At 45.6% G+C, this 24,960-nt stretch carries 23 protein-coding genes; 19 read left to right on the top strand and 4 right to left on the bottom strand.

Features of this window, described 5'->3' with window-relative positions; translation table 11 throughout:
* The first annotated feature begins 17 nt into the window (after positions 1–17).
* From cobA to nirD, 9 genes are all read left to right on the top strand, one after another.
* Complete coding sequence (gene cobA, locus KIO97_RS08680; protein ID WP_285381978.1) at positions 18–923, top strand: uroporphyrinogen-III C-methyltransferase; 906 nt, start codon at positions 18–20, stop codon at positions 921–923.
* Positions 920–1,873: a glycosyl transferase family protein gene (locus tag KIO97_RS08675; RefSeq protein WP_285381975.1), complete on the top strand. Its 954-nt coding sequence runs from the start codon at positions 920–922 to the stop codon at positions 1,871–1,873. The genes cobA and KIO97_RS08675 overlap by 4 nt, the downstream gene beginning before the upstream one ends.
* A 225-nt stretch (positions 1,874–2,098) precedes the next feature.
* Positions 2,099–3,016 carry a dienelactone hydrolase family protein gene (locus KIO97_RS08670; RefSeq protein WP_285381973.1) on the top strand — a complete coding sequence of 306 codons (918 nt, stop codon included), beginning with the start codon at positions 2,099–2,101 and terminating at the stop codon, positions 3,014–3,016.
* 72 nt (positions 3,017–3,088) lie between these two features.
* Positions 3,089–3,670: an ANTAR domain-containing response regulator gene (locus KIO97_RS08665; RefSeq protein ID WP_206971197.1), complete on the top strand. Its 582-nt coding sequence runs from the start codon at positions 3,089–3,091 to the stop codon at positions 3,668–3,670.
* 281 nt (positions 3,671–3,951) lie between these two features.
* Positions 3,952–5,316, top strand: coding sequence for a CmpA/NrtA family ABC transporter substrate-binding protein (locus KIO97_RS08660; protein WP_285381969.1), 1,365 nt, complete (start codon positions 3,952–3,954; stop codon positions 5,314–5,316).
* A gap of 72 nt (positions 5,317–5,388) precedes the next feature.
* Positions 5,389–6,354 carry an ABC transporter permease gene (locus tag KIO97_RS08655; protein ID WP_285381967.1) on the top strand — a complete coding sequence of 322 codons (966 nt, stop codon included), beginning with the start codon at positions 5,389–5,391 and terminating at the stop codon, positions 6,352–6,354.
* Between the two features lie 11 nt (positions 6,355–6,365).
* Entirely contained in the window at positions 6,366–7,202 is an 837-nt protein-coding gene (locus KIO97_RS08650) for an ABC transporter ATP-binding protein (protein WP_285381965.1), read from the top strand.
* 10 nt (positions 7,203–7,212) lie between these two features.
* Positions 7,213–9,732 carry a nitrite reductase large subunit NirB gene (nirB, locus tag KIO97_RS08645; RefSeq protein ID WP_285381963.1) on the top strand — a complete coding sequence of 840 codons (2,520 nt, stop codon included), beginning with the start codon at positions 7,213–7,215 and terminating at the stop codon, positions 9,730–9,732.
* Positions 9,733–10,068: a nitrite reductase small subunit NirD gene (gene nirD, locus KIO97_RS08640; RefSeq protein ID WP_025625975.1), complete on the top strand. Its 336-nt coding sequence runs from the start codon at positions 9,733–9,735 to the stop codon at positions 10,066–10,068.
* A 98-nt stretch (positions 10,069–10,166) separates the two neighbouring features.
* On the opposite strand, the gene KIO97_RS08635 is transcribed toward nirD, so the two are convergent.
* A complete protein-coding gene (locus KIO97_RS08635; protein WP_285381961.1) occupies positions 10,167–10,571 on the bottom strand; it encodes a PPC domain-containing DNA-binding protein in 405 nt (134 codons plus the stop codon).
* A 1-nt stretch (position 10,572) separates the two neighbouring features.
* Entirely contained in the window at positions 10,573–11,148 is a 576-nt protein-coding gene (locus KIO97_RS08630; protein WP_005375904.1) for a TetR/AcrR family transcriptional regulator, read from the bottom strand.
* A 284-nt stretch (positions 11,149–11,432) separates the two neighbouring features.
* Here KIO97_RS08630 and KIO97_RS08625 point away from each other — a divergent pair, with 284 nt between their 5' ends.
* From KIO97_RS08625 to KIO97_RS08610, 4 genes are all read left to right on the top strand, one after another.
* Positions 11,433–12,047, top strand: coding sequence for a glutathione S-transferase (locus KIO97_RS08625; protein ID WP_285381959.1), 615 nt, complete (start codon positions 11,433–11,435; stop codon positions 12,045–12,047).
* A 252-nt stretch (positions 12,048–12,299) separates the two neighbouring features.
* On the top strand, positions 12,300–12,560 hold the full coding sequence (locus KIO97_RS08620; RefSeq protein ID WP_285381958.1) for a hypothetical protein: 261 nt from the start codon (positions 12,300–12,302) through the stop codon (positions 12,558–12,560).
* A 21-nt stretch (positions 12,561–12,581) separates the two neighbouring features.
* Positions 12,582–14,264, top strand: coding sequence for a SpoIIE family protein phosphatase (locus tag KIO97_RS08615; protein ID WP_285381957.1), 1,683 nt, complete (start codon positions 12,582–12,584; stop codon positions 14,262–14,264).
* Positions 14,265–14,288: 24 nt separating this feature from the next.
* A complete protein-coding gene (locus tag KIO97_RS08610) occupies positions 14,289–14,849 on the top strand; it encodes a phosphohydrolase (RefSeq protein WP_285381956.1) in 561 nt (186 codons plus the stop codon).
* 132 nt (positions 14,850–14,981) lie between these two features.
* Here KIO97_RS08610 and KIO97_RS08605 read toward each other — a convergent pair whose 3' ends face one another.
* Positions 14,982–15,983 (bottom strand): NADH:flavin oxidoreductase, encoded by a 1,002-nt coding sequence (locus KIO97_RS08605; protein ID WP_285381954.1) that lies wholly within the window; start codon positions 15,981–15,983, stop codon positions 14,982–14,984.
* Positions 15,984–16,443: 460 nt separating this feature from the next.
* Between KIO97_RS08605 and KIO97_RS08600 the strand changes: the two genes are divergently transcribed.
* From KIO97_RS08600 to KIO97_RS08585, 4 genes are all read left to right on the top strand, one after another.
* Positions 16,444–17,010 carry an AAA family ATPase gene (locus KIO97_RS08600; protein ID WP_134977514.1) on the top strand — a complete coding sequence of 189 codons (567 nt, stop codon included), beginning with the start codon at positions 16,444–16,446 and terminating at the stop codon, positions 17,008–17,010.
* 241 nt (positions 17,011–17,251) lie between these two features.
* A complete protein-coding gene (locus tag KIO97_RS08595; RefSeq protein ID WP_047477460.1) occupies positions 17,252–18,571 on the top strand; it encodes a peptidoglycan DD-metalloendopeptidase family protein in 1,320 nt (439 codons plus the stop codon).
* An 821-nt stretch (positions 18,572–19,392) separates the two neighbouring features.
* The gene (locus KIO97_RS08590; RefSeq protein ID WP_285381950.1) at positions 19,393–22,281 is read left to right on the top strand and encodes an Ig-like domain-containing protein; all 2,889 of its coding nucleotides are present in this window, start codon (positions 19,393–19,395) and stop codon (positions 22,279–22,281) included.
* 137 nt (positions 22,282–22,418) lie between these two features.
* Complete coding sequence (locus KIO97_RS08585) at positions 22,419–23,015, top strand: cytochrome b (RefSeq protein WP_086370711.1); 597 nt, start codon at positions 22,419–22,421, stop codon at positions 23,013–23,015.
* A gap of 99 nt (positions 23,016–23,114) precedes the next feature.
* Here the strand turns inward: KIO97_RS08585 and KIO97_RS08580 are convergent, their stop codons facing one another.
* Positions 23,115–23,687, bottom strand: a complete 573-nt coding sequence (locus KIO97_RS08580; RefSeq protein ID WP_005431348.1) for a YceI family protein — start codon at positions 23,685–23,687, stop codon at positions 23,115–23,117.
* Positions 23,688–23,996: 309 nt separating this feature from the next.
* Here KIO97_RS08580 and KIO97_RS08575 point away from each other — a divergent pair, with 309 nt between their 5' ends.
* Both KIO97_RS08575 and KIO97_RS08570 read left to right on the top strand, forming a co-directional pair.
* Positions 23,997–24,611, top strand: a complete 615-nt coding sequence (locus KIO97_RS08575) for a DJ-1/PfpI family protein (protein WP_285381944.1) — start codon at positions 23,997–23,999, stop codon at positions 24,609–24,611.
* 128 nt (positions 24,612–24,739) lie between these two features.
* Positions 24,740–24,937: a hypothetical protein gene (locus KIO97_RS08570; protein WP_285381942.1), complete on the top strand. Its 198-nt coding sequence runs from the start codon at positions 24,740–24,742 to the stop codon at positions 24,935–24,937.
* Positions 24,938–24,960 lie beyond the last annotated feature (23 nt).

Below are 24,960 nucleotides of genomic sequence, written 5' to 3'. Positions count from 1 at the left end.
ATAAAGAGGATAAGCACATGGAAGCGCCTTATCAAAAGTCTTGGTTTAAGAAAGGACAAGCGAGTCAGAAACAAGAACGCTCGTCTCGCTTTTCTAAGCATGATCAAGCGAGCAAACTGAACAAGTTTTTAGAAGACCATTCGGTAGATCTAGATGCGAACCACAAAGGTTTTGTCTCGATTGTCGGAGCAGGGCCGCACGATCCTGACTTGTTAACGGTAAAGGCTGTGAAAGCGATTATGTCGGCAGAGGTTCTGCTGTACGACCGTTTGGTTAACAAAGATATGTTGGAGTTGGCTTCGCCACAAGCCGATTGGATTTACGTGGGCAAACGATGCGGAGAACCTAGTATTGGTCAGGAAGAAATCTGTGACTTGATGGTATCGCTCGCTCAGCAAGGAAAGCGAGTTGTGCGCTTAAAAGGGGGAGATCCTTTTGTATTTGGTCGTGGAGGCGAAGAGGCGTTAGCGCTCGTCAAACACTCGATCGCGTACGAAGTCATACCGGGTATTACCGCTGCGATTGGGTGTTCAGCAAACAGCTTGATTCCGCTGACTCATCGTGGCGTTGCTCGCAGCGTTACCTTTGTGACAGGGCAAGTGGTAACAGGCGCATTTGAAGCGTGGAGCCAATTGATGCAAAGCGGACAAACGTTAGTCTTCTATATGGGTTTAGAAAAGTCATCGCAAATACAAACGGGTTTAATCAATTCCGGTTTGAGAGCAGATTTCCCAGTAGCGATCATCACTCATGGTTGCAGTCCTCAACAGCAAGTGCACGTTACACAACTCAATCAGCTCAATGATTTATCGATTACACTTAAAGGCGTGAGCCCGGCATTGATTGTGATGGGAGAAGTTGTCAAACTGCGCGAACAACTAATAGAAACCGTACAGTCAGTGGCGGAATACGAGGGAATATGAGCAGCATTTTGGAATGTATTAGAACAGTCGGTCGTGGCGAACGTGGTAGAAAACCACTGAACTTTGACCAAGCGTTTCGAGTTATGGATGAATACCTAAACGGTGAGTGCGACGACGATCAGATGGCGATGTTATTGATGCTGATCCGTGTACAAAACGAGACTCAACAAGAAATCGCTGGCTTTGTGAAAGCATTCCAATCCCGCATGCCAGCTATTGGTGCAGATATTGATTGGCCATGTTATGCAGGCAAACGTGAAGCAGCAGGTCAGCCTTGGCACCTATTGGCAGCGAAGATCCTTGCCGATAATGGTCATAAAGTGCTGATGCACGGCTATCACGACCGTCAATCTGGTCGTTTACACGCAGAAGATTACCTCGACAAGTTTGCTATCGAGAAAGCGGAATCAGCAGAAGACGCAAAGCGTGTGTTAGAAACACAAAACATCGTGTATCTACCGCTCAGTGCGTTTGCCCCTCAAGCAGAAACCATGATCGGTTGGAAGAATCGTTATGGGCTTAGAACGCCAATTAATACCGTGGTTCGAGCATTGAACCCGGGGCAAGCAACGATTGGTATTCGTGGTAGTTTCCATCCTGGATTCCAGCAACTTCATGCTGAAGTCGAATACGAGATTGGTCAAACCGCTCATGCCGTTGTGTCATTCAAAGGGCAATCTGGTGAGTCAGAGTACAACCCAAAAGTAAGCCAAACGGTATGGCTAAGCCAAACAAGGGGCGTGACATCGCACTACTGGACGGAGCAAATGCTGTCTGAGGTGCCAATGCCTGCAAACTGCCCATTTGGGACGTCAGAAGATGATATGAACCAAATGGCGAATACGGTTCTCGCTACGATGACAGTGGTCTTGTTTGCACAAATGCACGACAGGGAAAAAGCATTTGAACGTGCTTTTTCTTACTGGCAAGCCTATTGCGGCCAGCAATAACGTACTATTGTCAATGAATGTAAAACCGACGACGCAAAGTTGTTGAATCTGAATCCATTATCTATTGTTTGAAGAAGGTAAAGATCCTAGCTCACCAGTGATGTGTTTCACCGCCGCGTTCCGTATCAGGGGTGAAACCACCGTTCAAGAATCAGTCGCGTTCGACTTCGTTTCGCCGCTGAGAGTTTGAAATAAACATATGGTAAGACGTAGAGGACATGGATAATGGTTCTAAAGCATACCACTACCAAACAAAAGGCTTCTCATCCTATCCCGCAAGAAGCCTTCGATTGGTACGACGAATACGCCCACGGAAAAATCTCGCGCCGTGAGTTTCTTAACAGGCTGGGTGGCCTTGCGGTGCTTGGCTTTAGCATGACAGCACTGGTCGATGCGTTAACCCCGAATTACGCACTTGCAGAACAAGTTTCATTTAACGATCCTGACATCAAAGCAACTTACGAAACCTTTCCATCTCCAAATGGGCATGGAGAAGGGCGTGGTTATTTGGTGATGCCACAGAAGAAGACCTTAAAATCGCCGACCGTGTTGGTGATCCATGAAAACCGAGGTCTGAACCCTTATATCAAAGATGTCGCAAGACGACTTGCAAAAGATGGCTTTATTGCTTTCGCTCCAGACGCACTTTATCCACTCGGCGGCTATCCGGGGAATGATGATGAGGGTCGCGCCATGCAGAAAGAGATGGACAGAGCTAAGATCGAGCAAGACTTTATTGCGGCGGCTAATTTCATCAAACAGCATGAGGATGGAAATGGTAAGTTGGGGGCGGTCGGGTTCTGCTTCGGTGGATACATCGTCAACATGCTTGCAGCAGTGATGCCCGATGAGCTCGATGCAGGTGTGCCTTTTTATGGAACACCTGCGGCGCAAGAGATCCAAAAGCAAGTCAAAGGGCCGTTGATGATTCACTTTGCAGGACTCGATAAGCGTGTTAACGACACATGGCCTGCTTATGAACAGCAATTGATTGCAACCGACGCACAGTATCAAGCGTTAATGTATGAGAACGTCAACCACGGCTTCCATAACGACTCAACGGCACGCTACGCACCGGAAGAAGCGGCGCTCGCTTGGGAACGCACACTCGGCTTCTTCAAAGAACATCTCGCCTCTAGTTAAAACGCGTCTACTTTAGTTGGCACATTCCTTGTTATGTCCTCTTAGTGAGTGAGATATAAACAAGGAATGTGCATGACTCAATCAACGTCAAAAACACCCATCATAGTATGCTGTGATAGCCTCGAAGAGCAGGCTCGATTGTCCGGCTTATTGAGCAAAGATTACGACAACATCATCGGCTGCCAATTGGCACAACTAGAAACGTTAATGCAACGAGAACCGTCGGCAAGCGTTGTGGTTGGATGGCAGCAGCCAACCGCGGAACTGCGTTTGATCGTCGATTTCTGCCGCAGAAAATCGGCACCACTTCTTATCGTCTTAAAGCAGTTATCATCTAATGATATCAATCGGTTATCAGAAAAAATGGACTATGTGCTCATGCCGCATGATAGTGAGTTTGCACTTCAACCTTGGATTGAACATGCGACATTAGTGAGAGCGAAATTCGAAAGTATGCAATCGGAAATTGAATCGCTGACCCACAAGATTGAAGAGCGCAAGCTGGTGGAAAAAGCCAAAGGTCTGCTGATGAAGATGCACAGCGTTGATGAAGAACAAGCTTATAAAGCGCTCAGAAATTCAGCTATGCAATCGAGCCAAACGCTCGCACAAGTTGCCAAGAATTTGATAACTACTTTGGAGGTGCTTGATTAGTTGCTCTACCACTTTGGGGTTAGGGTGCATTTTCTAACGTGGTGCGTGTTGCACTATCAGCAAGCAATAACAGGGAATAACAAACGGCAAGATATACTAATCTATTGTATTTACTGTGAAAAATAAGTTGGCACAGTAATTGATTATCTTAATAGTGAAAAAGTTAGAATTGGGTTTATTGTTGAATCGCTTATCTCAATTATCAACGGCGGTAATTGTAGACTTAGCAACGGCGCTACTGCTCTTCGGAGTAGTGGCGCTTTTTTTATGGGAGCAAACCAATGAAATGGAGTTCGATGCTGAAAGTGTCAGCAATTTCGTTATCGGTACTCACCACGGTCAGCGTAAAGGCAGAGTTGGGTGAGCCAGAAATTGAAGACCTGAAGTTTGGTTTTATTAAGTTAACCGATATGGCACCGCTTGCGGTTGCTTATGAGAAAGGCTTTTTTGAAGACGAAGGCTTGTACGTCACTTTAGAAGCGCAAGCAAACTGGAAGGTGCTTTTAGACCGAGTCATCGATGGTGAGCTTGCTGGCGCGCACATGCTTGCTGGTCAGCCATTGGGCGCAACGATTGGTGTCGGCACAAAAGCAGAAGTGATTACCGCGTTCAGTATGGATTTGAACGGCAACGCAATTACGGTTTCCAATGATACTTGGGAACAGATGAAGCAGTACATTCCAAAACAACCAGATGGCAAACCTGTTCACCCAATCAAAGCGGATGCACTGAAGCCTGTGGTCGACAGCTATCTGGATAAAGGCAAACCGTTCAACATGGGCATGGTGTTCCCTGTATCGACGCACAACTATGAGTTGCGATACTGGTTAGCGGCAGGAGGGATTCATCCAGGCTTTTATGCCCCAGAATCAGGTGACAATAGTGGCCAGTTGGATGCTGACGTTCTTTTGAGTGTTACGCCGCCACCACAAATGCCAGCCACAATGGAAGCGGGCACGATTAAAGGGTACTGCGTCGGCGAACCATGGAACCAACAAGCCGTATTCAAAGGCATTGGTACGCCAGTCGTGACCGACTACGAAATCTGGAAGAACAACCCAGAGAAAGTGTTTGGTGTTTCTAAAGCTTGGGCTGAGAAATATCCAAACACGCACATTCGTGTAGTGAAGGCCTTGATTCGAGCGGCACATTGGTTGGATGAAAACGACAATGCCAACCGCCAAGAAGCAGTGAAGATGCTATCAAAAAGCGAATACGTTGGAGCGGATGCCGAAGTTATCGCCAACTCAATGACGGGCACATTTGAATACGAGAAAGGCGACAAACGAGACGTGCCAGACTTCAACGTGTTCTTCCGTCATAACGCCACGTATCCGTATTACAGCGATGCGATTTGGTACCTAACCCAAATGCGTCGCTGGGGACAGATCTCAAGCGAGAAATCCGATGATTGGTACATGGATGTGGCCAAAGAGGTTTACCGTCCAGATATCTACCAACAAGCAGCTCAAGCGCTAATTGAAGATGGTGTGTTGAACAAAAAAGACTTCCCAGATTTCAGCGCTGAAGATGGTTTTCGCGCGCCACAAACACACTTTATCGACAACATCGTTTATGACGGTCGTGAGCCAAATAAATATCTAGAGAAGTTCTCTATCGGGCTTAAAGGAAAAGACAAGGTTTAACCATAACGATAAACGCCACAGGTGAGTGGATTCGCTTGTGGCAACAAGGATGTAAATTTCTTAGGAGTGAGTATGTCTAGTAATGTCATTTCCCTGCTTCCTGCTAAGCAGGTAGTGAACCGAAGTCGGTTGGTGCTTTTGCCCGTCATTGGCTTGCTGACCTTTTTGGCAATGTGGCACTTAGCAGCGAGAGAAGTGCAAACTTCATTAGGTACGCTACCGGGACCTGTGCAAACTTTTCAGCAGTTCAGCCACCTTGTCGATGACCATTGGCAAGAGCGAGAAAAGGAACAAGCGTTTATCGAACGTCAGGAAAAACGTAATGCTGCGAAGTTAGCGAAGAATCCAGATGCGGAAGTGAAGATTCGTCCCTACACAGGTAAACCGACGTTCTTCGACCAAATCATAACAAGCTTAGTGACCGTAACTGCGGGCTTTTTGCTGGCGACGGTTATCGCGATTCCGCTTGGCATCGTGCTTGGTCTGAATCAAGGGCTGTATCAAGCGTTCAACCCAATCATTCAACTGCTCAAGCCCGTATCACCTTTAGCTTGGCTGCCTATCGTCACTATGGTTGTAAGTGCCACTTATGTGAGTGATGACCCGATGTTTGCTAAGTCGTTCATTAACTCTCTGATCACAGTGGCGCTGTGTAGCTTATGGCCGACGCTGATTAATACCGCCGTGGGCGTAACGAGCGTTGATAAAGACTTGGTCAACGTGAGCAAAGTGCTTCAACTTTCGTGGTGGCAGCACATTCGCACTATCGTTTTACCTTCTGCCATTCCAATGATCTTCACCGGTTTACGTCTCTCTTTAGGTATCGCTTGGATGGTGTTGATTGCGGCAGAGATGCTCGCGCAGAACCCTGGATTAGGCAAGTTTGTTTGGGATGAGTTCCAGAACGGCAGTTCAGCATCATTGGGTCGCATTATGGTGGCAGTCATTACTATTGGTTTTATCGGTTTGATGCTCGATAGAGGCATGCTGCAACTTCAAAAGTGGTTGTCTTGGAATAAACAACAAGCGTTGAGATAAGGGAAAAGATCATGGAAAAAGCACTATTAGATCTAACGCGATTAGGGATGCGATTCCCAACGCCAGATGGAGAATTCATCGCGCTAAAGAACGTCGATTTACAAATTAATAAAGGCGAGTTTGTGTCTCTAATTGGTCACTCTGGCTGTGGTAAATCAACGGTATTGAACTTAGTCGCAGGGCTACACATGCCAACAGACGGCGGCGTGATCGTCGATGGACGAGAGGTGGCTGGACCGGGACCTGACCGCGCAGTCGTGTTCCAAAACCATTCACTATTGCCTTGGCTCACTGTGTATCAAAACGTTGAGCTCGCAGTAAAACAAGTTGCCGGCAAAAAGGGCAAAGCGTGGATTCAGGAGCAAGTGAACCACTATTTGGAGTTGATTCAAATGCAGCATGCCGCGCACAAAAAGCCGGATGAAATCTCGGGTGGTATGAAGCAGCGCGTCGGCATTGCGAGAGCACTGGCACTTCAACCAAAGGTTCTGCTGATGGATGAGCCATTTGGTGCGTTGGATGCGTTAACTCGTGCGCATTTGCAGGATGCACTGATGAAGATTCAAGCCGAGCTAAACAACACTGTCATCATGATTACCCACGACGTGGATGAAGCCGTGCTGCTATCCGACAAAATCGTGATGATGACTAACGGACCGGCTGCAACTATTGGTGAAGTGTTAGAAGTGAATCTACCGCGTCCTCGCGAGCGTGTCGCACTGGCAGATGATGCGCAGTATCAGAAGTGTCGACAAGCGGTGCTGAAGTTCCTTTACGAGAAGCAATCCAAAGTCGAGATTCCTGCTTCGAAAGAAGACAAACCCAAAACCGCAGCGCAAACGGCATAAGGAGGCAGCAATGAACAGTCCTTTAACGATTCCAGTAAAGAACGCATTGAGCCACATCGTTGTGGTAGGTAACGGTATGGTCGGGCAGCATCTCGTCGAGCAGTTAGTGCAGAAAAACGCGCATATGGAGCACAGAATTACCGTGGTCGGTGCAGAGCGTTTTATCGCGTATGACCGTGTACAGTTGTCCTCTTTATTTGCGGGTAAGTCTCATGATGATTTGATGCTGAGTAACCAAGAATGGTACGACATGCATGGCATTCAACTCGTACTTGGCAGCCAAGTAACAGGCATCGACAGAGAGCAAAAGCTCATTCTGCTTGATGCTGAAGATGTGCTGGGTTACGACCAACTCGTGCTCGCGACCGGTTCGTACCCATTTGTACCGCCAATTGAAGGTAAAGACCGCGACAACGTGTTTGTCTACCGCACGCTTGATGACCTTTCACAAATCAAAAAGGCATGCGAAGGCGCAAGAACAGGCGCAGTGATTGGTGGTGGTTTGTTGGGTTTAGAAGCGGCAAACGCACTCAAACTATTGGGGTTAGAAACTCACGTTATTGAATTTGCACCCCGCCTGATGCCCGTGCAGTTAGACGATGGTGCTGGCTTAGTGCTAAAAGAGAAGATTGAAGCGCTAGGGCTAACCGTTCACACCTCAACGGGTACGGAACGAATCTGCGATGGTGAAACGGCTAAGCATCGTATGGTGTTTAAAGACAAAGATCCTCTCGAAGTGGATGTGATTATCTTTTCCGCAGGTATTCGCCCTCAAGATGAGCTGGCAAAAATGGCTGAGCTGGAAGTAGGCGAGCGAGGCGGTATTGTGATTAACAACCAATGCCAAACCAGCGATGAGAATATTTATGCGATTGGCGAATGTGCTCTTTGGGAGCAAAAGATCTTTGGCTTAGTCGCACCCGGTTACACCATGGCGAGAACCACTGCCGATGTCTTGACTGGGATGCCGAGCGATGGTTTTAAAGGTGCAGACATGAGCACTAAACTTAAGCTGCTTGGGGTAGATGTGGCGTCTATCGGCGATGCACAAATGCAAACCGAAGGTGCACAAGAAATGGTATTGCAAGATGCGGTTGCAGGCATCTACAAAAAGCTGGTGGTTGATGCGAGCGGCACCCAATTACTTGGTGCGATTCTCGTCGGTGATAACAGCGATTACGATGCGCTCTTACAGTGCTATTTGAACAAAACAGTCTTGCCAGACCACGCGGCGAACCTGCTGTTTGATACCGGAATGCTTGATGGAGAGATGCCAGACAGCGCCATCATCTGTTCTTGTCACAACGTCACAAAGGGCGACTTAGTTGCTGAGATTCAAGCTGGCACTACCAACCTGACGGACCTTAAAGCCAACACCAAAGCCGGTACTGGCTGTGGTGGCTGTAGCAATATGGTCAAGTCGGTATTGGATACTCAATTAGCAGCCATGGGGGTAGAGGTTAGCAACCACCTTTGTGAGCACTTTGAGCTCAGTCGCCAAGAGATGTTCCATATTTGCCAAGTGGAACAGATCAAAGACTTCGACACCTTAATCGCACTGCATGGCAAAGGGCATGGGTGTGATATCTGTAAGCCAACAGCGGCATCTGTGTTTGCTTCTTTGTGGAATGAACACATCATGGAGCCACAGCATCAATCTCTGCAAGATTCTAACGATGCTTTTATGGCTAACCTGCAAAAAGATGGCTCTTACTCGATTGTGCCTCGTGTTCCGGGCGGCGAAATCACGCCAGATAAACTTATCGTACTTAGTGAAGTCGCTCAGCAATACGATCTATACACCAAGATCACTGGCGGTCAGCGCGTGGATTTATTTGGCGCGCAGTTAGAACAGCTTCCTGAAATCTGGCAAACCTTAATTGATGCTGGTTTTGAAACAGGGCACGCCTACGGCAAATCGGTGCGCACTGTGAAATCTTGCGTCGGCTCTACTTGGTGTCGTTATGGTGTTGATGATTCAGTTGGATTAGCCATTGAGTTAGAGAACCGCTACAAAGGATTGCGAGCGCCCCATAAGCTTAAGTTTGCCGTATCGGGCTGTACTCGCGAGTGTGCAGAAGCGCAAAGTAAAGACATTGGGGTGATCGCCACCGAAAACGGCTGGAATCTATACGTTTGCGGGAATGGCGGCATGAGACCAAGACACGCTGATTTGTTTGCATCCGACCTATCCAAATCAGAGTTGATCACCATGATCGACCGGGTTTTGATGTTCTACGTCAGCACCGCTGATCGCTTGCAGCGCACGTCAGTGTGGATGGAGAACATGGAAGGGGGCTTAGATTACCTTAAACAAGTGATTTTGGATGACTCTCTCAACTTATGTGACTCTTTGGATGAACAAATGGCGCGCGTCGTAGATACCTATCAATGTGAGTGGAAGAGTACGCTGGATAATCCTCAAAAATTGCAACGCTTCCGTCCTTTCTTGAACAGCACGTCGGGCAGCAAAGTCTTGCCGTATCAACGTGTGCGCGGTCAGCGTATTCCAGTGAAACAGGAGGTGTAAATGGCAGCGTTAACCAAAGTGAAATTGTGTCAGCTTGATGACCTAATGCCGTTCATCGGTGCCACGGTGTTGATTGAAGGCGAGCATGTCGCGTTATTCTACATTCCAGATAGCGGTGTTTACGCCGTTCAAGATTGGGACCCAATTGGTAAGGCTTATGTGATGAGTCGAGGGATTGTCGGTGATATCGATGGTGAGATGTGTGTTGCATCACCACTGTACAAACAGCATTTCAGCTTAAAGAGCGGGCAGTGTTTAGAAGACGAAGCGCACTGTCTAAAAACCTGGCAAGTAACGGTCGACGATAATCAGGTTTGTTACTTACTCGAAGAATGATCCTCGAAATTAGCTTGCTCGATATGAATAAATTATTGGCATAAGAGAAAAGCGAATAAAGCTCCAGAGACAGCACAGTATCGCTCTGGAGCTTTTTGTTATTTGGAAGGATTCACTTGGAGTTCGGTATAGCCAGTCGAGTCGTCCATCGCTCTAGTGAACTCAAGTTCTGAGTACGAATGGATGATCAACTCTGCGGTAGTATCAATCACTGTGCCTTCCAGCAAATGCCCACCCCAAACTCGTCCTTCACGATCAGACACCGAGATATGAACGTGTTGATGTTCAGGCGTTAGTGTTCCCATCACAGAGACGATTTCAAATGGCTCATGTTTGGTTAACGTACTCTCTGCACCTGCCAAACGAAGGTTGAGGTCAGAGACACAGCCAACGCATGAGGCAATCGAGCCTGCTTTGATACCATGCTGCTCGACCAATTTCGCTAGGCTCAGCTTTAAGTCCATGCCTTTGGTAAGACGTACTGCTATCACTTCAATCGACATATTACTTCCTAATCAAAACCAGCAAGCAGGAAAGCGCGGTATCCAAGTCGGCATAACGTTTGGCTTTGCCAAGTACGCGCATACCTTGCATGTTGTTGAGAACAAAACGAGCGAGTTCTTCTGGTTTCAGCGTTTTGGGCACTAAGGTTTCTTTTTGCGCATTGGTCAGCGCATCTGCAATGATGTCGATAAGATGGTCAAACAAAAAATGCCCTTTGCGCAGTACATCATCGTCTTCACCAGCGTGCTCAATCAACGCATTTTGGATAAAGCACCCACAGTTGCGTTTGCGTTGCAGTTCAGCAAAAGATTTAAGGAACGATTCCAACTCAGGTAAAGACGCGTCGTCTTTTTCCAAATCATTCAGTGAGGGTAGCGAGACCTTTTTCAAGTAAGTATCGAGCGCTTCGTAGTAGAGCTGCTGCTTGTCACCGTAGGTGTTGTAAAGACTGAAGCGGTTGATGTTCAACTCGTCGGTGAGATCCGAGATTGACGTGTTCGCAAAGCCCTTACGCCAAAACACATCCATAGCCACGAGAAGCTTTTCATCTCGGTCGAAATTGGCTTTTCTTGCCATAAATTACCTGCCTGGGTCTGCTTATCGGGTAATTAAATTGCTTTGGAGGGATGGTACAGAGAACCTCTAGCGTTCGAACTGAACCAATATGATGAATACCCATCTATTCTTGGGTATCAGCCCCCAAATTCATGTGAACTCACAAACGGCATCAAAAATCTCGCTCAGCAAACAGACCCACAACTGTTTGAAAATTTTTGATAGTGAAGTTCTTGACTGATCGTTTATAAACTGGCTACAGTATATCCTAACCAATCGGTTAGAAAAAGATAAAAGGATGTGAAATGAAGCTGTATGAAACCGCAATGACTCCAAGTTGTAAGCGAGTTAGCATTTTTCTAAAGGAAATCGGTGGCGAGGTTGAGCGAATTGCGCTGAATGTGCGCGAGGGCGATAACCTATCTGAACCGTATAAATCGAAAAGCGTCAACGGCAAAGTACCTTTACTGGAACTGGATGATGGCACGACGATCTGTGAAAGCGTGGCGATTTGTCGCTACCTAGATGAAGCGTTTGAAAATGATCTGGCTCTGTTTGGCGCTAACCAGCTCGAACGTGCTCAGGTGGAAATGTGGCATCGCGTTGTCGAATTCCAAGGCTTGTACACGGCTTTTCAGGCGTTTCGCAATATCACAGCAATTTACCAAGATCGTGAAAACTGTGTTGCTGCGTGGGGTGACGAATCGAAATCTCGCGTGTTAGAGTTCCTACCTACGCTAGATAAGCGCTTGTCAGAAAGTGAGCACATCGCGACGGACAACTTCACTATCGTGGACATTACTGGCTACATTTTTGTTGGTTTTGCCGTAAATGGTTTGAGTATTGAAGTGTTCGAAACTTACCCAAGTATTGCGCGTTGGTTTGAACAAGTATCGGTGCGTGAGGCATTCCAAGATTGAGGCTTAGTCTGCATCAACAAAGCAGTGAAGCTTGTATGAGTTCGCTGCTTTTTGTCGTTTTAAGCGTAAAGATCTTCAATTTTCTAGGGTTTTCTCTTTTTTCAGCCTCTCTCCTATAATTAACTTTGTTAATGTAACAACCTCAATTGGCTCTCACGGCGTTTTAGAACGTTACGTTCTTAGTCTGTAGACGTCCCAATCATTATTGGACTTCACCAAGTAATGAAGGACACCAAGCGACAAGGAGAGGTTATGCGTGTTCGAAGTAAAACCATCAATGGCGTGTTGTGTACGCTGCTCGTAGCGTCTGTGTGCGGGCTCGTGGCCATGTATCAAAGTCACACTCAGCAACATCAACAAATTGAACGGCTGCGTGGGCAACTGGTGGAAAAAGAAAACCAAATTGTCATCTCGAATGAGGCATTATCTTACACCCGTTATCAACACCAACTTTTAGCGGAAGATTACAGCCGTTTTAGAGATGCCCAATCCATGAATAGCGTGCTGCAATAGAACAAACGGGCAAGGAGACGCATGAAGTCCATATTGTTGGTTGACGACAGTAAAACGGTTCTGCTCTACATGACCAGTGCATTGCAAAAGCAAGGGTACGAGGTCATTGCCGTTGAAGATGGTGAGTCTGCGTTAGAAGTGCTGACTCACCGAACTGACATTCAGTTTGTCCTCAGTGATTTGATGATGCCGGGTATTAGTGGCATTGAGCTTTGTCGTGAGCTTAAGTCGTCGGCGTTTTCTCGTTATATCTTCTTTGTTCTCCTTTCTTCATATAACGATCAAGAATCCATCATCAAAGGCATGGATGCAGGTGCCGATGACTTTGTTGATAAGAAGACTTCTGTCGCTGAGCTGCAAGCGCGAATTCGAGCGGGTTTTCGTACTTTAGAACTGCACAATACGCTCACGACAAAAAACCAAGAGCTCGATTTAGCGTATCAAACCATTCAGCAGGATCTGGATTCTGCTGGAGAGTTAATGGGGCAACTGTTGCCCGTTGAAGAACAAATTCATACGGCACAATTTAGCTTCACTTATGTCCCTTGTACCAAGATCGGTGGGGATATGTTGGGTTATGTCGAGCTTGATGAATCGCATGTTGCGTTTTATGTCTTCGATGTTTCCGGGCACGGTATTTCTTCGGCGTTAATGGCGTTCTCGATTCAACAAACTTTGTCACAACGTAACAAATCGGAGTCGATAACGTTAGACTGGAGCGACAATGAGTACCACATCAGTGAGCCTGCCGCTGTGATTGAAAGGCTCAATCGACGCTACCAGCAAACGCAGAACAGCAAGCTTTATTTCACTATCGAATACGCCGTGTTGAACACCGAAACCGGTGAATTGAATTATTGCACAGCAGGACACCCTAAATTTGTTTGGCAACAGACGGAACAAAACCGCTTGGAACTTGTTGGTGACAACAACTTCATCGTCGGGGCATTGGAACCGATGATGTACCAAGGTGGGCGCATCCAACTCAAGCCTAATGACGCGCTTTGGTTTTTCTCCGATGGTTTATTGGAAGCTAAGCAAGGCGAGGAGCTTTACGACATTGACCGACTGTTAGCCAACATCGAAAGGAGTAAAGCGATGCCAGAAAAAGCAAAAACCAATGCTGTTTTAAAGCAAGTGCAAAACTGGCAAGGAAAACCAGAACTCGACGATGATGTGAGCTTGTTGAAAGTGCGATGGTTGGGCTGTGCACAATCGCAAGCCGTTAATTCGCCGAGGGTGGTGTTCCAGAAATCCTATCAATCATCTTTAGAAGTTTCGCGCCAAGCGAGTCTCGAATTGGTTGAGTTCCTTCAACAACATTCGGTTTCTTCTCATGCCATGCAAGCATTGGAGTTATGTGTGGTAGAACTCATGAACAATGCGTTTATTCATGCCTACCAAGAACAAGCAGGAAAGACGGTTGAGTTAGAATGCGAACTAACACAGGGTGATCAGCGCAACATAGAAGTGCGTGTATTTGATTATGGTAATCGCATTTCTGATGAAACCTTCCAAAGTTACACCTCAAAGAAAATTGAGACGCCAAATCTATTCGACGAAAAGAGTTGGATGCCTTCAGGGCGAGGTTTGATGCTCATAGCCCAAATGACAAACGGGTTTTCTGTATCACATCAAGGGGAGCGCAATTGCTTTACGGTGGTGATAACTCCCGACGAAAAGACAAAGTCTATAATTCTTTAAAGACTTTATCTGAGGAAACCAAACATGTCGCAAATCGAAATTAAATTGGAGCGTCCACGCGTCGAATTGCTGTTTGCCAAATATAAAGATCAAATTGGAGATGACTTTCCGGGCTATCGTAATCATGTTTATCGAACCATCACTTATGCGATGCATTTCCTCGGCAATGATGAGCAGTACGAGCAGTTAGTAGAAACGGCATTTGTTTATCACGACATTGGCTTGTGGACTGACCATGAGTTGGTTTATCTCGAACCCTCTGAAGCTACAGCGTTAGCTGACAATGAACACTTTGAATGGGGTTTAGATCCTGATGCATTACGTGGCGCGATTCATTGGCACCATAAGATTTCGCCTTATAAAGGGCCGCACCAGAAAGTCATCGAAGCATGCCGAAAAGCAGACTGGATTGATGCGACCAAAGGCAGTGTTCGCAAAGGGGTGAGTAAAGAAACCATCGCAGAAGTTGAAGCGGCTTTTCCAAACTTAGGCTTTCATGACACCTTGCTGCGCCTAGCAAAAGACTATGGTGGTTCAACGTTAGTTGGCGGCGTCAAAGTGACGTTGGGGATCGTTAAGTGGTAAATCCTCTACTGCTTTAATCGTGATTAAAAATAAGCGAGAAAATATAGATAACCAGAAACAACGACAAAAACAAAAACAAAAAATGCCGAGGTGATGCAGCTCACTTCGGCATTTGTTTTTTGAATAGGGAGGTTATGCGCTGACTTCTTGCTGCATGATTTGCTGGTTGAAAGCGAGAGGGTCTTTCAATACGGCACGGCCGACGGCTGCCAAATCGAGCCAGCCGTTGTTTACCGCTTGATCGATGTATTCTGCACTTTCAATTCCACCCACACCGATGATTGGAACACCCAAGTCTGCTTGTTTTAAGAAGGTTGACTCTGATACAAGATAGCCCTCGCCACGGCGGTCTTTAGGGCGATTCCAGCCCCCAATACCCGATGAAACGTCGATAACATCTAAACCCGCTTTGATGAGTAACTGACACACTTTCACCATGTCGTTTTGCGTTAACCCTTCTGGGTAGAGGTCTTGCCCGGGGATGCGAACCATCACGCCAATATGGCTCTGAGCTTTGATGGCTTCGATGATCTCGACCACCAAACGAGCGCGGTTTTCTAATGACCCGCCGTATTGGTCATTACGCTGGTTTGTGACCGGAGAAATAACTTGGTTTAAACCATAACCGTGGGCACAGTGCAGTTCGACAAAATCAAACCCAGCTTTGTCGGCACGCAGGGCTGCATCAATAAAGTTCTGACGCCAAACAAGTATGTCTTCCTGTGTCATTGCTTTTGGTTGTGGTAACACGCGATCGAAAGCGGGCACGGTTATGCCGGAAGGTCCCATTAATTCTGGGCAAACATCTAACTGGGCTTTACCGCCACAGTGGGTAATTTGGAAGCCTGCTTTTGCTCCGCGAGCATGAATGACTGCTGCGATCGCTTGCATTCCCTCGATACAATTATCGCTGTATGCCCCTAATTGGTTTGGCTCACTTCGACCAGTAAAGTCGACAAAGCTGTATTCCACCATCACAAGACCCGCACCAGATTGCGCCAGTTTGTCATATTGTTGAATGGTGGTTTGTGTAGCAATGCCATCGGTCGTCGCGGTTTGGGAAGCCATGGGTGGCACAACTAGACGGTTTTTGAGCTGGTGGTTAGCGGCTTTTAGCGGAGCGAAACGAGTCATAAGATCCTTCGTATGTCTTAAATTCTTTGGCAACGTAAACGTGGTGTTTCTTACTGAGTAAGTTGCGACTAACAACTGATGCTCAATGGTTATACTCAAAAAGCCGATTCATTTCGTCTGTTATTCAGAGGATTGCCATGCTTGGTCACAGATTTAGGGGAGGGTAATGTAATTTACAGCCGTGCATTTTACGTCAGTACGTTTATAATGCAGAGGCAGTTTCTAGCGCCTTTTTGTGCACTTCTATTGATTTCCTCTCGAACCGTTATCCTAATCTTCCCCGCATAATGTCGTCTAAGACCAACTTTGCGTCATGACATCCATTTTTTCTCGTTGTTTCTACGTTAATGCCACTAACGCCCTTAAGTCGGAATAAGCGGCGATAAGACAACCCTTTACCTTTAACCTTTATCTTCAACCTTCTATTTTTAACCTTCTATTTTTAACCATTGAGGTCTAAATGAATAACCTAATCGTATTTACTGGTGGTCCGGGTTCGGGCAAAACCTCAGTGATTGAGCATCTTACTAAGCTTGGTTACGTTTGCGCACCAGAAACTGGGCGTAAGGTGATCCAACATCAAGTGGCACTTGGTGGTGACGCTTTACCTTGGAAAAACAAAATCGCTTTTCGTGATGAAATGGTGCGCGAAGAGCAAAACAACTATGAAGCCCACAAGCATCATAAGGAGTTCGTCTTCTTTGACCGCGGTATTGTGGATTCATATGGCTATAGCCAACTCGAAAGTTTACCTATCCCGCAATCGTTAACGAATGCCTGTGAGGAACAACAATACGCCAAACACATTTTCATCTTCCCACCTTGGGAGGCCATTTTTGTCAACGATGAAGAGAGAAAGCAAAACTTTTCGGAAGCCGTGAGAACTTATCAATTGATGGTTGCAGCATACGAACGATTTGGATATACGCTGATTGAGGTTCCAACACTTAACGTCGAACAACGAGTGCAATTTATACTCGAAAGCCTAAAAGGTGGTCCCATGATTGGCCAGTATTTCCGCTCATAGAGGGGCCGTTAAGACGAATTTGCAGAAGTTTTGTCAGTCCGATGAACTAAAACACGATTTGGTAATCATAGAGAAGGGCAAGGTTGACTTGGCCTTTTTTTCTATAAGCTTTCCTGATCAAAAGAGCGGCTTATAGAACCCAATAAAGCTTAGAAACAAAGTTCTCAAATACGTAATGTTTTCATTGTGACTGCATGATGTTATAACATAACAACTATTGTTTTCAGTCAATCCAAGTATTATGAAGTTTGTTCGTTATTCACTCATTGCTGTCGCTGCTACCGCATTCTCTCTCGCAGCATACCTCACCTATCAAGCAGAAACGAAACCTGAAGAAATCACCATTAAGGTGACACCTTATTCTCAGTTAGAGAGCGCTCCAAAGTCTGGCGCTCAATCAACGGAGGCGACACAAAAGAATGACCGCTCCGCTCAAGGTCATGACAACATTGCTCGTATTCATTACTTCGTCAAAGTCGGCGATACGCTTAGCACCATTTTTTCTTCATGGGGTGTGCCGTACGAAACGACGCAGAAGCTTCTTGAAGCTGACTTAATCTCACTTAAGCTCGATACCATTAAACCAGGCGACCACCTCGAGTTTGTGGTGGATAGAGACACTAAAACCTTACAGCAAGTGATTTTTCATGAGAGTCTCGTTGAACGCGCGATCTACACGCAAAACAGCGATGGTACTTTTGCGTATGACTTTGTGGAAGAGCCGGGTGAATGGCGTGAGGAAATGCACTCAGGGACGATCAACGGTAGCTTCTCATCGTCTGCTCATCGACAAGGCTTAACTACGACCCAGATTGCCAACATCACACGTGTATTGCGCGATAAAGTGAATTTTGCTCGCGAACTTCGTGCTGGTGATAGTTTTCATGTGTTGGTTCGTCGCCAATATGTTGATGATCATTTAACTGGCAATACAGAAGTACAAGGCATTGCAATCAAGATGCGCGGCAAAGATGTGGAGGCGTTTTTGGCGGAAGATGGGCGTTTTTATGACCGAGATGGGAACAGCCTTGAGCAAGCATTCAATCGTTACCCAGTCGACAAACAGTTCCGTCGTATTACCTCACCTTTCAACCCTTATCGGAAACACCCAGTGACAGGGCGTATCTCACCACATAATGGCACGGATTTCGCGACGCCTGTTGGCTCTCCAGTCTACTCTACTGGCGATGGTAAAGTGATTGCGATTCGTAACCATCCTTATGCGGGGAAATACTTGGTAATAGAGCATAACAGTGTCTACAAAACGCGTTATCTGCATCTGAGCCGTTTCTTAGTTAAGAAAGGAGACCATGTTAAGCGTGGGCAGAAGATTGCGCTTTCCGGAGCGACAGGCCGTCTAACAGGCCCACACCTGCACTTCGAAGTACTGGTACGAAATCGAGCGGTCGATTCAATGAAAGCAGACTTGCCACTTGCAAGCTCGATCCCAAGTAAAGACAAGCCTGCATTCTTGGCAAGAATTTCTCAGTTTGATGACATGGTTGCCACAGAGCAAAACGCGAGCAATGTGGACGCGAAAGAGGAAAAACGGACTTCTTGAGCCTAATCTCAGATAAAAAGTGCAATACGCAGTGAAAGGCAGGCTTCGGCTTGCCTTTTTTGATTATAATACTTGGAGAAATAGTGGGTAAAATAAACACAAAACAAGCGTAAATACATTATCGTCAAGGTCGAGCTATATTAGAAAAAGTGAAAGGATTAGAATGATAGTTAGATTGTTAATTGAACTATTAAGTTGAAAATAGAATTAATACTCTAGATGTTGTAGGATAATTATTATTTCTGTAGCCCATGAAAAATGTGTGACGTTAATTCCAAATAAAAGCAAATGTTGACTTCAGTTTTTTATTAATTTTGCATCTTTACTTCATATTTCAAAGTGATATTGAAATGAAATAACCATTCATGTGACTTATTTATTGTGCGAAATTTACTACATGGCAATCAAGTGGTTTATTCTTTTAAATATGATATTTTATTGAGCTGTATCATTTAAGTTGTTGTTATATTGGGTTTTTATTCTTTTGTTGACCGGCTTGTTATAGTCTCTTTTTATGTCGTTGAAACCTTTCCTTTCCTGCTAAATTCAATAGCTTTTGTTTCGCTAAATTAAAGGTGGCTAATTAAGTTTATTCTATAAATAGTATTTAATTAGCTCTTATATAATCATATGGTTTATAAAATTGTGGTTTTATTCCCATAAATAGATAAATTTTGATATTTATCCCAGAAGTGAAAATGAATTTTTGCCTTGGTTATTTTTATTTATAAATTAAGTGTGCTTGCAAGGAATCGTTGAATTGCCAATTGCAGGTTTTTGTACAGTACCTAAATAATTAATATAAGACTAAGGACTTAAATATGTATCTAAGAAAGGGCAGTGCTAATCAGACCAGTTCCATTGGTTATCGTACGTTAGGGCTAACAATGCTTTGTTCTGGCTTATTGTTGAATCCAATTTCACAAGCCATGGCCGCAGAGTTCAGCACCGATGCGGTAGCTCAGTCAGAAAGTGAATACTGGAGCACCTATAAGCTAGATATCACAAACACAGGCTCAGATAGCGCAGACATGCGTGAAGCCGTGATCGAATTTTTATTGCCGGTAGCGATTAACGAAATCAATTGGGCGTCAAACCATCTTTCTTACCCATCATGGAAAATCTCTCATACGACGCAAGCGGATGGTGTATTGAACTCGGTGACATTGACGTTCCCAGAAGGCTCTTGGGTTGATAGTGAGCTGGCCTCAGGTGAATCTGCGGCATTGACTATCTCTTTCGGTGGCGAATTGAATGACCTGAACGCGTTTGAGAATTCTGTTGTGGTGAAAGTGGATGGCGAAGTTGTTCCGCCACCAGAGTTTTCACTGGATATCTTAGCGCCTGCTCAAAACTCAGTGGTTTACACAGGTACGAATGTTGACATCATCACGGGTGTCGAAGGTGACGGTGCAAGCAAACTAGAATTCTGGGCAAACAGTACCAAATTGGGCGAGCAAAACGTTGTAGAAGGCACAACAGAATACCAGCAAGCTTGGCTTCCAACAGAAGTTGGTGCTGCGTCGATCACTGTAATGGCGTTCAATGACAATGGTGACAAACTCACAGAGAAAGCGATTCAAGTGACGGTAGAGTCAGAATCGACGGCGCCAAATCCACCTGTAATTGAGTTTATCTCGCCAGACGCAGGCTCTTCTCACCAAAAAGGTGACAGCATCACAATTTCAGCGCATGTGACGGATGCAGATGATGACTTAGCGACCGTTAAGTTCTTCGCTAACGATGCAGAAGTGTGTTCTCTTGATGCGAAAGCGACGCAAGATTTCTCTTGTGACTGGACAACGCAAACAGCAGGCTCTACAACGCTTCGTGCGGAAGCAAAAGATGACGAGCAACATGTCTCTAGTAAGAACTTAACCATCACGGTGACAGATACAAGCACAAGCTGTGGTGACATACCTCAGTACGAAGATGGTGTGGCTTATCAAGTCGGTGATGAAGTCACTAACATTGGCAATATCTACTCGTGTACGGTAGCTGGTTGGTGTGGCAACCCAGTATGGACACCGGGAACAGGTCACCCTGATTACCCGGATGCGTGGAAAGATGCATGGAATGAAGTTGGTGAGTGTGATCCAAACCCAGTACCAGTGGTGGACGTTCAATCGCCGCAAGATGGACAGAAAATCGCACCTAACCAAGCATTCGACGTGGTTGTCGATGCTACGGATGACACTGAAGTTGCCCGCGTTGATGTTCAATTGAATGGTCAAGTGGTTGCAACATCAAACACGCCTTCACAAGGAGATACTTACACCATCACGGTGCCTGCTCAAGTCGAAGGCCAATACACATTGACGGTAGTTGCTTACGATGATCAAGGTGCGAGTGCAGAGGCGGCGCCAATTTCTTTAGCGATTACCGATAAAGACTTGGTTGTTTCTTTAACATCTCCTGTCGATGGTTCAAGCTACTTCGAAGGTCGTGCGATTTCGATCAAAGCAGACGCGAAGAGCTACGAAGGCGATATTTCCTCGGTTAGCTTCATCGCGAATGGCAGCGAGCTGTTTAAAGACACTGAAGCACCTTATGAATATGAATGGCTAGGTGCTCAAAAGGGTACATACGCTATCACAGCAAAAGCGGTGAATACGGCCAACCAAGAGCAAACGTCTGCAACGTCTAACATTACGGTGAAAGAAAGCACAGGTGGTGGCGGCTTAGTCGATAACCCTGACCGCTCTATCAGTTACCTAACGTCTTGGGGTTTGAATGACTACGAAGAGTTATTCAACTCAGAAGGTGATGGTTACCTATTGTCATTTGGTAAGTGGGACGCAAGCGGTAATATCACGATCTCTGATAGCATGCTTACGCCACCGGATTACAACCCGGACTGGATGCCAACACAGTACCTAGCATGGTCAACGCTCAAGCATGACAATGAAAATGTCACTATGATGGTGGCGTTTGGTGGTCAAACTTACGAAAGCATTTGGTCGGCTATCAGTACGCCTGAAAGCCGTGAATCGGTTGCGACAGGTTTGGTTGATTTGGTGCATACACCATTCCCAGTGTACAAAAAGAACCTAAAACCTGAAGAGATGGAAGGCGAGTGTCTTGCAACAAATTCAGACGGTAGTTGTGACTACAGCAAGTACCAATTAGCGGGTTACGTGCACATTGATGGTTTAGATTTCGACTTCGAGAAAGCGGCACGAATCACGGACAAAGAGAATCAGGACTTGACGGCTTTGATCAAACTGATCCGTGAGAAAGTGGGCAATACGAAGGTTCTGTCTCTGACGACTTACCACGTAGGCGCAGATCCAGTTGAATGTATGGACGCGAGCGTATTTGAAAACTGTTCTTACATTGAAGAGTCTGGCCGCTCATCTCACCACGGTGAAGTGATTGATTTGTTGAAAGCGACCAAGAATGACTTTGATTTCTTCAACGTGATGACATACGACGCGGGTCGAAACTTCCTATACGAAGTGGCGATGGCAAACTATGCTGAATACATTGGAGACAAGTCGAAGATTGTTTTAGGTAATACGATCAACAGTCAGTGGGCACCAGGTGGTAACTTTGTCGAAACACGCCAGAACAACCTAGACCGTGCTAAATGGCAGAAAGATAACGGTTATGGTGGCTTCTTTATGTGGACGTTGGGTTCAAACAACCAAGGTTTGAGCATGGCAGAGCAAGTGGACTACTTTAACGACATGATCGGCGTAAGCAAGTAGTACTCACCTCATCTTGTAATCTACTTGAACGACGGAAGGCTCTTATGCCTTCCGTTATTTCTTCAATCTTCATCATGGGAACGCTCTTGCTCGCCGTATTCCCATGCCAATCTCAAATAAAAGTCAGTGGTGACAATATGTCGAAATTAGATTCTGGTCAGAACCAGAAAGCGATTCCGCACGTCCAAAATACATCCACTCAACAATACGACGCGTTCAGCAAATGGCTACACTGGATTATGGCAGTGATTATTATCTATGCAACGATTGCAGGCTACGGCATGTTATTCGTTATGGATATGCCGCAACTGTTCCACGTTTTATCGACGCTTAATATGTCGTTTGCAACGATCGCTTCGGTACTATTAATTGTGAGGTGGGGGTGGTCATTTTTTCGTGAGACACCAGAGCTACCAGACACAATTCCAAACACTCAGAAAAGCATGGCCAAACTTGCACATGGCACTCTCTATCTAGTGATGTTCGTTGTGTTTGTTAGCGGTTTTTTAATGCTTAAGCACGAGTACCCATTCTTTTGGCTGTTTACTATTCCAAACCCAATTTCAAATGCTGAAGTGAATGCGTTCTTTTTTATGGTTCATCGTTTTGGTTGCGCGACTTTGGCAAGCTTGGTTTTGCTACACGCACTGGCCGCTCTGAAACATCATTTCGTGAATAAGAATGATGTCTTAAGAAGTATGGCGTTTAACTTGTCCAAGCTAAGTCGGTCATAAACCTTAAAGAAAGGTTTGTTTGATGGCGCATAAAAAAAGGCTTGGTGAGCCTATCCAAGCCTTTGTTTCCAGTTAGCAAGCCGCTTTTGGGCTACTAAACTACTTTTTAAAGGTTAGGTTCAGAGTAAGTGGAACTCTATCCGAAATCTTAATTCCACCAACCGTTGCCGCCAAGTTGGTCAAGTTTTCCGTTGGGATACCAAAATCACTAGCACCGATGATGACAGGTGCACTTGAACTTACCATTACGGTATTACCTGCATTGAGTACCACAACAGGGAATTCTACGGATTTCGTCTTACCAAACAACGTCACTTCTGCCGGTACTTTTACCTTGTGTGAGCCTTCACCCAGAGCGGCCCAATCCACTTTGCCAGCCACTTTTACTGGTGCGTGTTTTGCAGATTCAAAGAAGATCTCGTTCAGGCGTGTATTTCGGATTGGAATCCCTGTATTGATGCTGTTTAGGTCGATAGCGACATCGAATTGCCCATCACTGTTGAGTGTTCCGGATAGGGCATCAATGGTCGCGGGCTCGACAATATACTGCTTTTTGATTGTTGCGAAGCTTAGGGAAGAGAGATCGGAATCAAGCGTGTAGTTGTCTGCAGCAAATGCGGCACTAGAAAACAGTGCGACTGCGATGCTTAGAGTAGAGAAAGCCTTTTTCATTATTGTTAACCTTATTTATGTTGAGCGATGGTTCTACATGATAGTAGTTCGGATTTATAAAAGTTAATAAGGAATTAAATCGATTGATTTCAATGATTTTTTCGATGTGATTGACCGCGCAATTATCATAAGTAGATATCAATACAACTGATGTTGTGTCTGCTCTGAATGTCAAAAATACGCTAATTAGCAAGGGCTTATTAAGTATGTACGAATGTGTGAGCTTAGTTCTAATGAACAATTCGCGACTTGCTTGGTTTGTCGTTACACTCTTCGCACTGTTTAATAATTGGTTAGGTTAGTTGGCTTATGTATACCGTTGGCATTGTGTTGTTTGATGACTTCACTGACGTAGACTTTTTCTTGATGTATGACCTGTTGGGAAGAACCCAAGACAGTTGGACTGTCAAAGTGTTAGGAACCAAGCCAGAACATATTTCTCACCTAGGTATGGCGGTAAAAACGGATGGCCATATCTCTGAAGCTGCTGCACAAGACGTTGTGCTAATCGCAAGTGGCAAGAAAGGGATCCCAGCAGCACTCCAAGATAGAGAGTTTATGTCGGCAATGAAGCTTGCCCCTGAAAAGCAACTGATTGGCTCGATTTGCGCCGGCTCTTTTATCTTGCATGAATTGGGTTTACTTGATGGTAAACAGCTCACAACAAACCCAGATGCGAAACCAGTATTGGAAAGCATGGGAGGGGATGTTCAAGATGCTCCTCTCGTTGTAGAAGGCAATATTGCAACAGCAGGTGGTTGCTTATCACTCATGTATCTCATTGGTTGGCTAGCAGAGCGTCTGTTCGATTCTGATAAGCGACGCGAAATTCAAAACCAGTTGATACCTGCTGGCCAGTTGGAGCACTTTGAGTTGTTGATATCTAAAACAATCGCGGATGCGGAGCAGAAAAATCACTCTTAGTTCCCGGGCTGATGTGTAAAAGAATTCCAGTCAAAATTCCAAATAAATTGATCGATTGAATAATTTGGTGCGTAGGCATCAGTGCGATTGAAAGTGTTTTAAACACGCTCGTGAAAGGGAGACTGAAAATGGGACTTTTACTACGTTCACTCACCACACTGATAGCTTCCTTCGCACTTACTTTTAGTGCAGTAAGCTATTCCGAGAAACCAAAATGGGCAAACCAGATCGATGCCTCGATTGTGGAATTTGCCGTTGGTGCTTCCGGCGAACCGTTTGGTTTTGATGACAACGGTGGAGACTCGATATTTTGGTTGCCGCTCTGATCGCTACAGGCGTTGTCGAGGCT

This window comes from Vibrio sp. B181a (genome assembly GCF_030248375.1).
Classification (GTDB): domain Bacteria; phylum Pseudomonadota; class Gammaproteobacteria; order Enterobacterales; family Vibrionaceae; genus Vibrio; species Vibrio campbellii.
The sequence above is the reverse complement of the archived record's forward strand: the minus strand, read 5'-3'. Positions and strand labels throughout refer to the sequence as shown.

Excerpts from the sequence above, each read along its gene's own strand:
- cobA (WP_285381978.1), top strand. The coding sequence starts at position 18 with ATGGAAGCGCCTTATCAAAAGTCTTGGTTTAAGAAAGGACAAGCGAGT.
- KIO97_RS08675 (WP_285381975.1), top strand. The coding sequence starts at position 920 with ATGAGCAGCATTTTGGAATGTATTAGAACAGTCGGTCGTGGCGAACGT.
- KIO97_RS08670 (WP_285381973.1), top strand. The coding sequence starts at position 2,099 with ATGGTTCTAAAGCATACCACTACCAAACAAAAGGCTTCTCATCCTATC.
- KIO97_RS08665 (WP_206971197.1), top strand. The coding sequence starts at position 3,089 with ATGACTCAATCAACGTCAAAAACACCCATCATAGTATGCTGTGATAGC.
- KIO97_RS08660 (WP_285381969.1), top strand. The coding sequence starts at position 3,952 with ATGAAATGGAGTTCGATGCTGAAAGTGTCAGCAATTTCGTTATCGGTA.
- KIO97_RS08655 (WP_285381967.1), top strand. The coding sequence starts at position 5,389 with ATGTCTAGTAATGTCATTTCCCTGCTTCCTGCTAAGCAGGTAGTGAAC.
- KIO97_RS08650 (WP_285381965.1), top strand. The coding sequence starts at position 6,366 with ATGGAAAAAGCACTATTAGATCTAACGCGATTAGGGATGCGATTCCCA.
- nirB (WP_285381963.1), top strand. The coding sequence starts at position 7,213 with ATGAACAGTCCTTTAACGATTCCAGTAAAGAACGCATTGAGCCACATC.
- nirD (WP_025625975.1), top strand. The coding sequence starts at position 9,733 with ATGGCAGCGTTAACCAAAGTGAAATTGTGTCAGCTTGATGACCTAATG.
- KIO97_RS08635 (WP_285381961.1), bottom strand. The coding sequence starts at position 10,571 with ATGTCGATTGAAGTGATAGCAGTACGTCTTACCAAAGGCATGGACTTA.
- KIO97_RS08630 (WP_005375904.1), bottom strand. The coding sequence starts at position 11,148 with ATGGCAAGAAAAGCCAATTTCGACCGAGATGAAAAGCTTCTCGTGGCT.
- KIO97_RS08625 (WP_285381959.1), top strand. The coding sequence starts at position 11,433 with ATGAAGCTGTATGAAACCGCAATGACTCCAAGTTGTAAGCGAGTTAGC.
- KIO97_RS08620 (WP_285381958.1), top strand. The coding sequence starts at position 12,300 with ATGCGTGTTCGAAGTAAAACCATCAATGGCGTGTTGTGTACGCTGCTC.
- KIO97_RS08615 (WP_285381957.1), top strand. The coding sequence starts at position 12,582 with ATGAAGTCCATATTGTTGGTTGACGACAGTAAAACGGTTCTGCTCTAC.
- KIO97_RS08610 (WP_285381956.1), top strand. The coding sequence starts at position 14,289 with ATGTCGCAAATCGAAATTAAATTGGAGCGTCCACGCGTCGAATTGCTG.
- KIO97_RS08605 (WP_285381954.1), bottom strand. The coding sequence starts at position 15,983 with ATGACTCGTTTCGCTCCGCTAAAAGCCGCTAACCACCAGCTCAAAAAC.
- KIO97_RS08600 (WP_134977514.1), top strand. The coding sequence starts at position 16,444 with ATGAATAACCTAATCGTATTTACTGGTGGTCCGGGTTCGGGCAAAACC.
- KIO97_RS08595 (WP_047477460.1), top strand. The coding sequence starts at position 17,252 with ATGAAGTTTGTTCGTTATTCACTCATTGCTGTCGCTGCTACCGCATTC.
- KIO97_RS08590 (WP_285381950.1), top strand. The coding sequence starts at position 19,393 with ATGTATCTAAGAAAGGGCAGTGCTAATCAGACCAGTTCCATTGGTTAT.
- KIO97_RS08585 (WP_086370711.1), top strand. The coding sequence starts at position 22,419 with ATGTCGAAATTAGATTCTGGTCAGAACCAGAAAGCGATTCCGCACGTC.
- KIO97_RS08580 (WP_005431348.1), bottom strand. The coding sequence starts at position 23,687 with ATGAAAAAGGCTTTCTCTACTCTAAGCATCGCAGTCGCACTGTTTTCT.
- KIO97_RS08575 (WP_285381944.1), top strand. The coding sequence starts at position 23,997 with ATGTATACCGTTGGCATTGTGTTGTTTGATGACTTCACTGACGTAGAC.
- KIO97_RS08570 (WP_285381942.1), top strand. The coding sequence starts at position 24,740 with ATGGGACTTTTACTACGTTCACTCACCACACTGATAGCTTCCTTCGCA.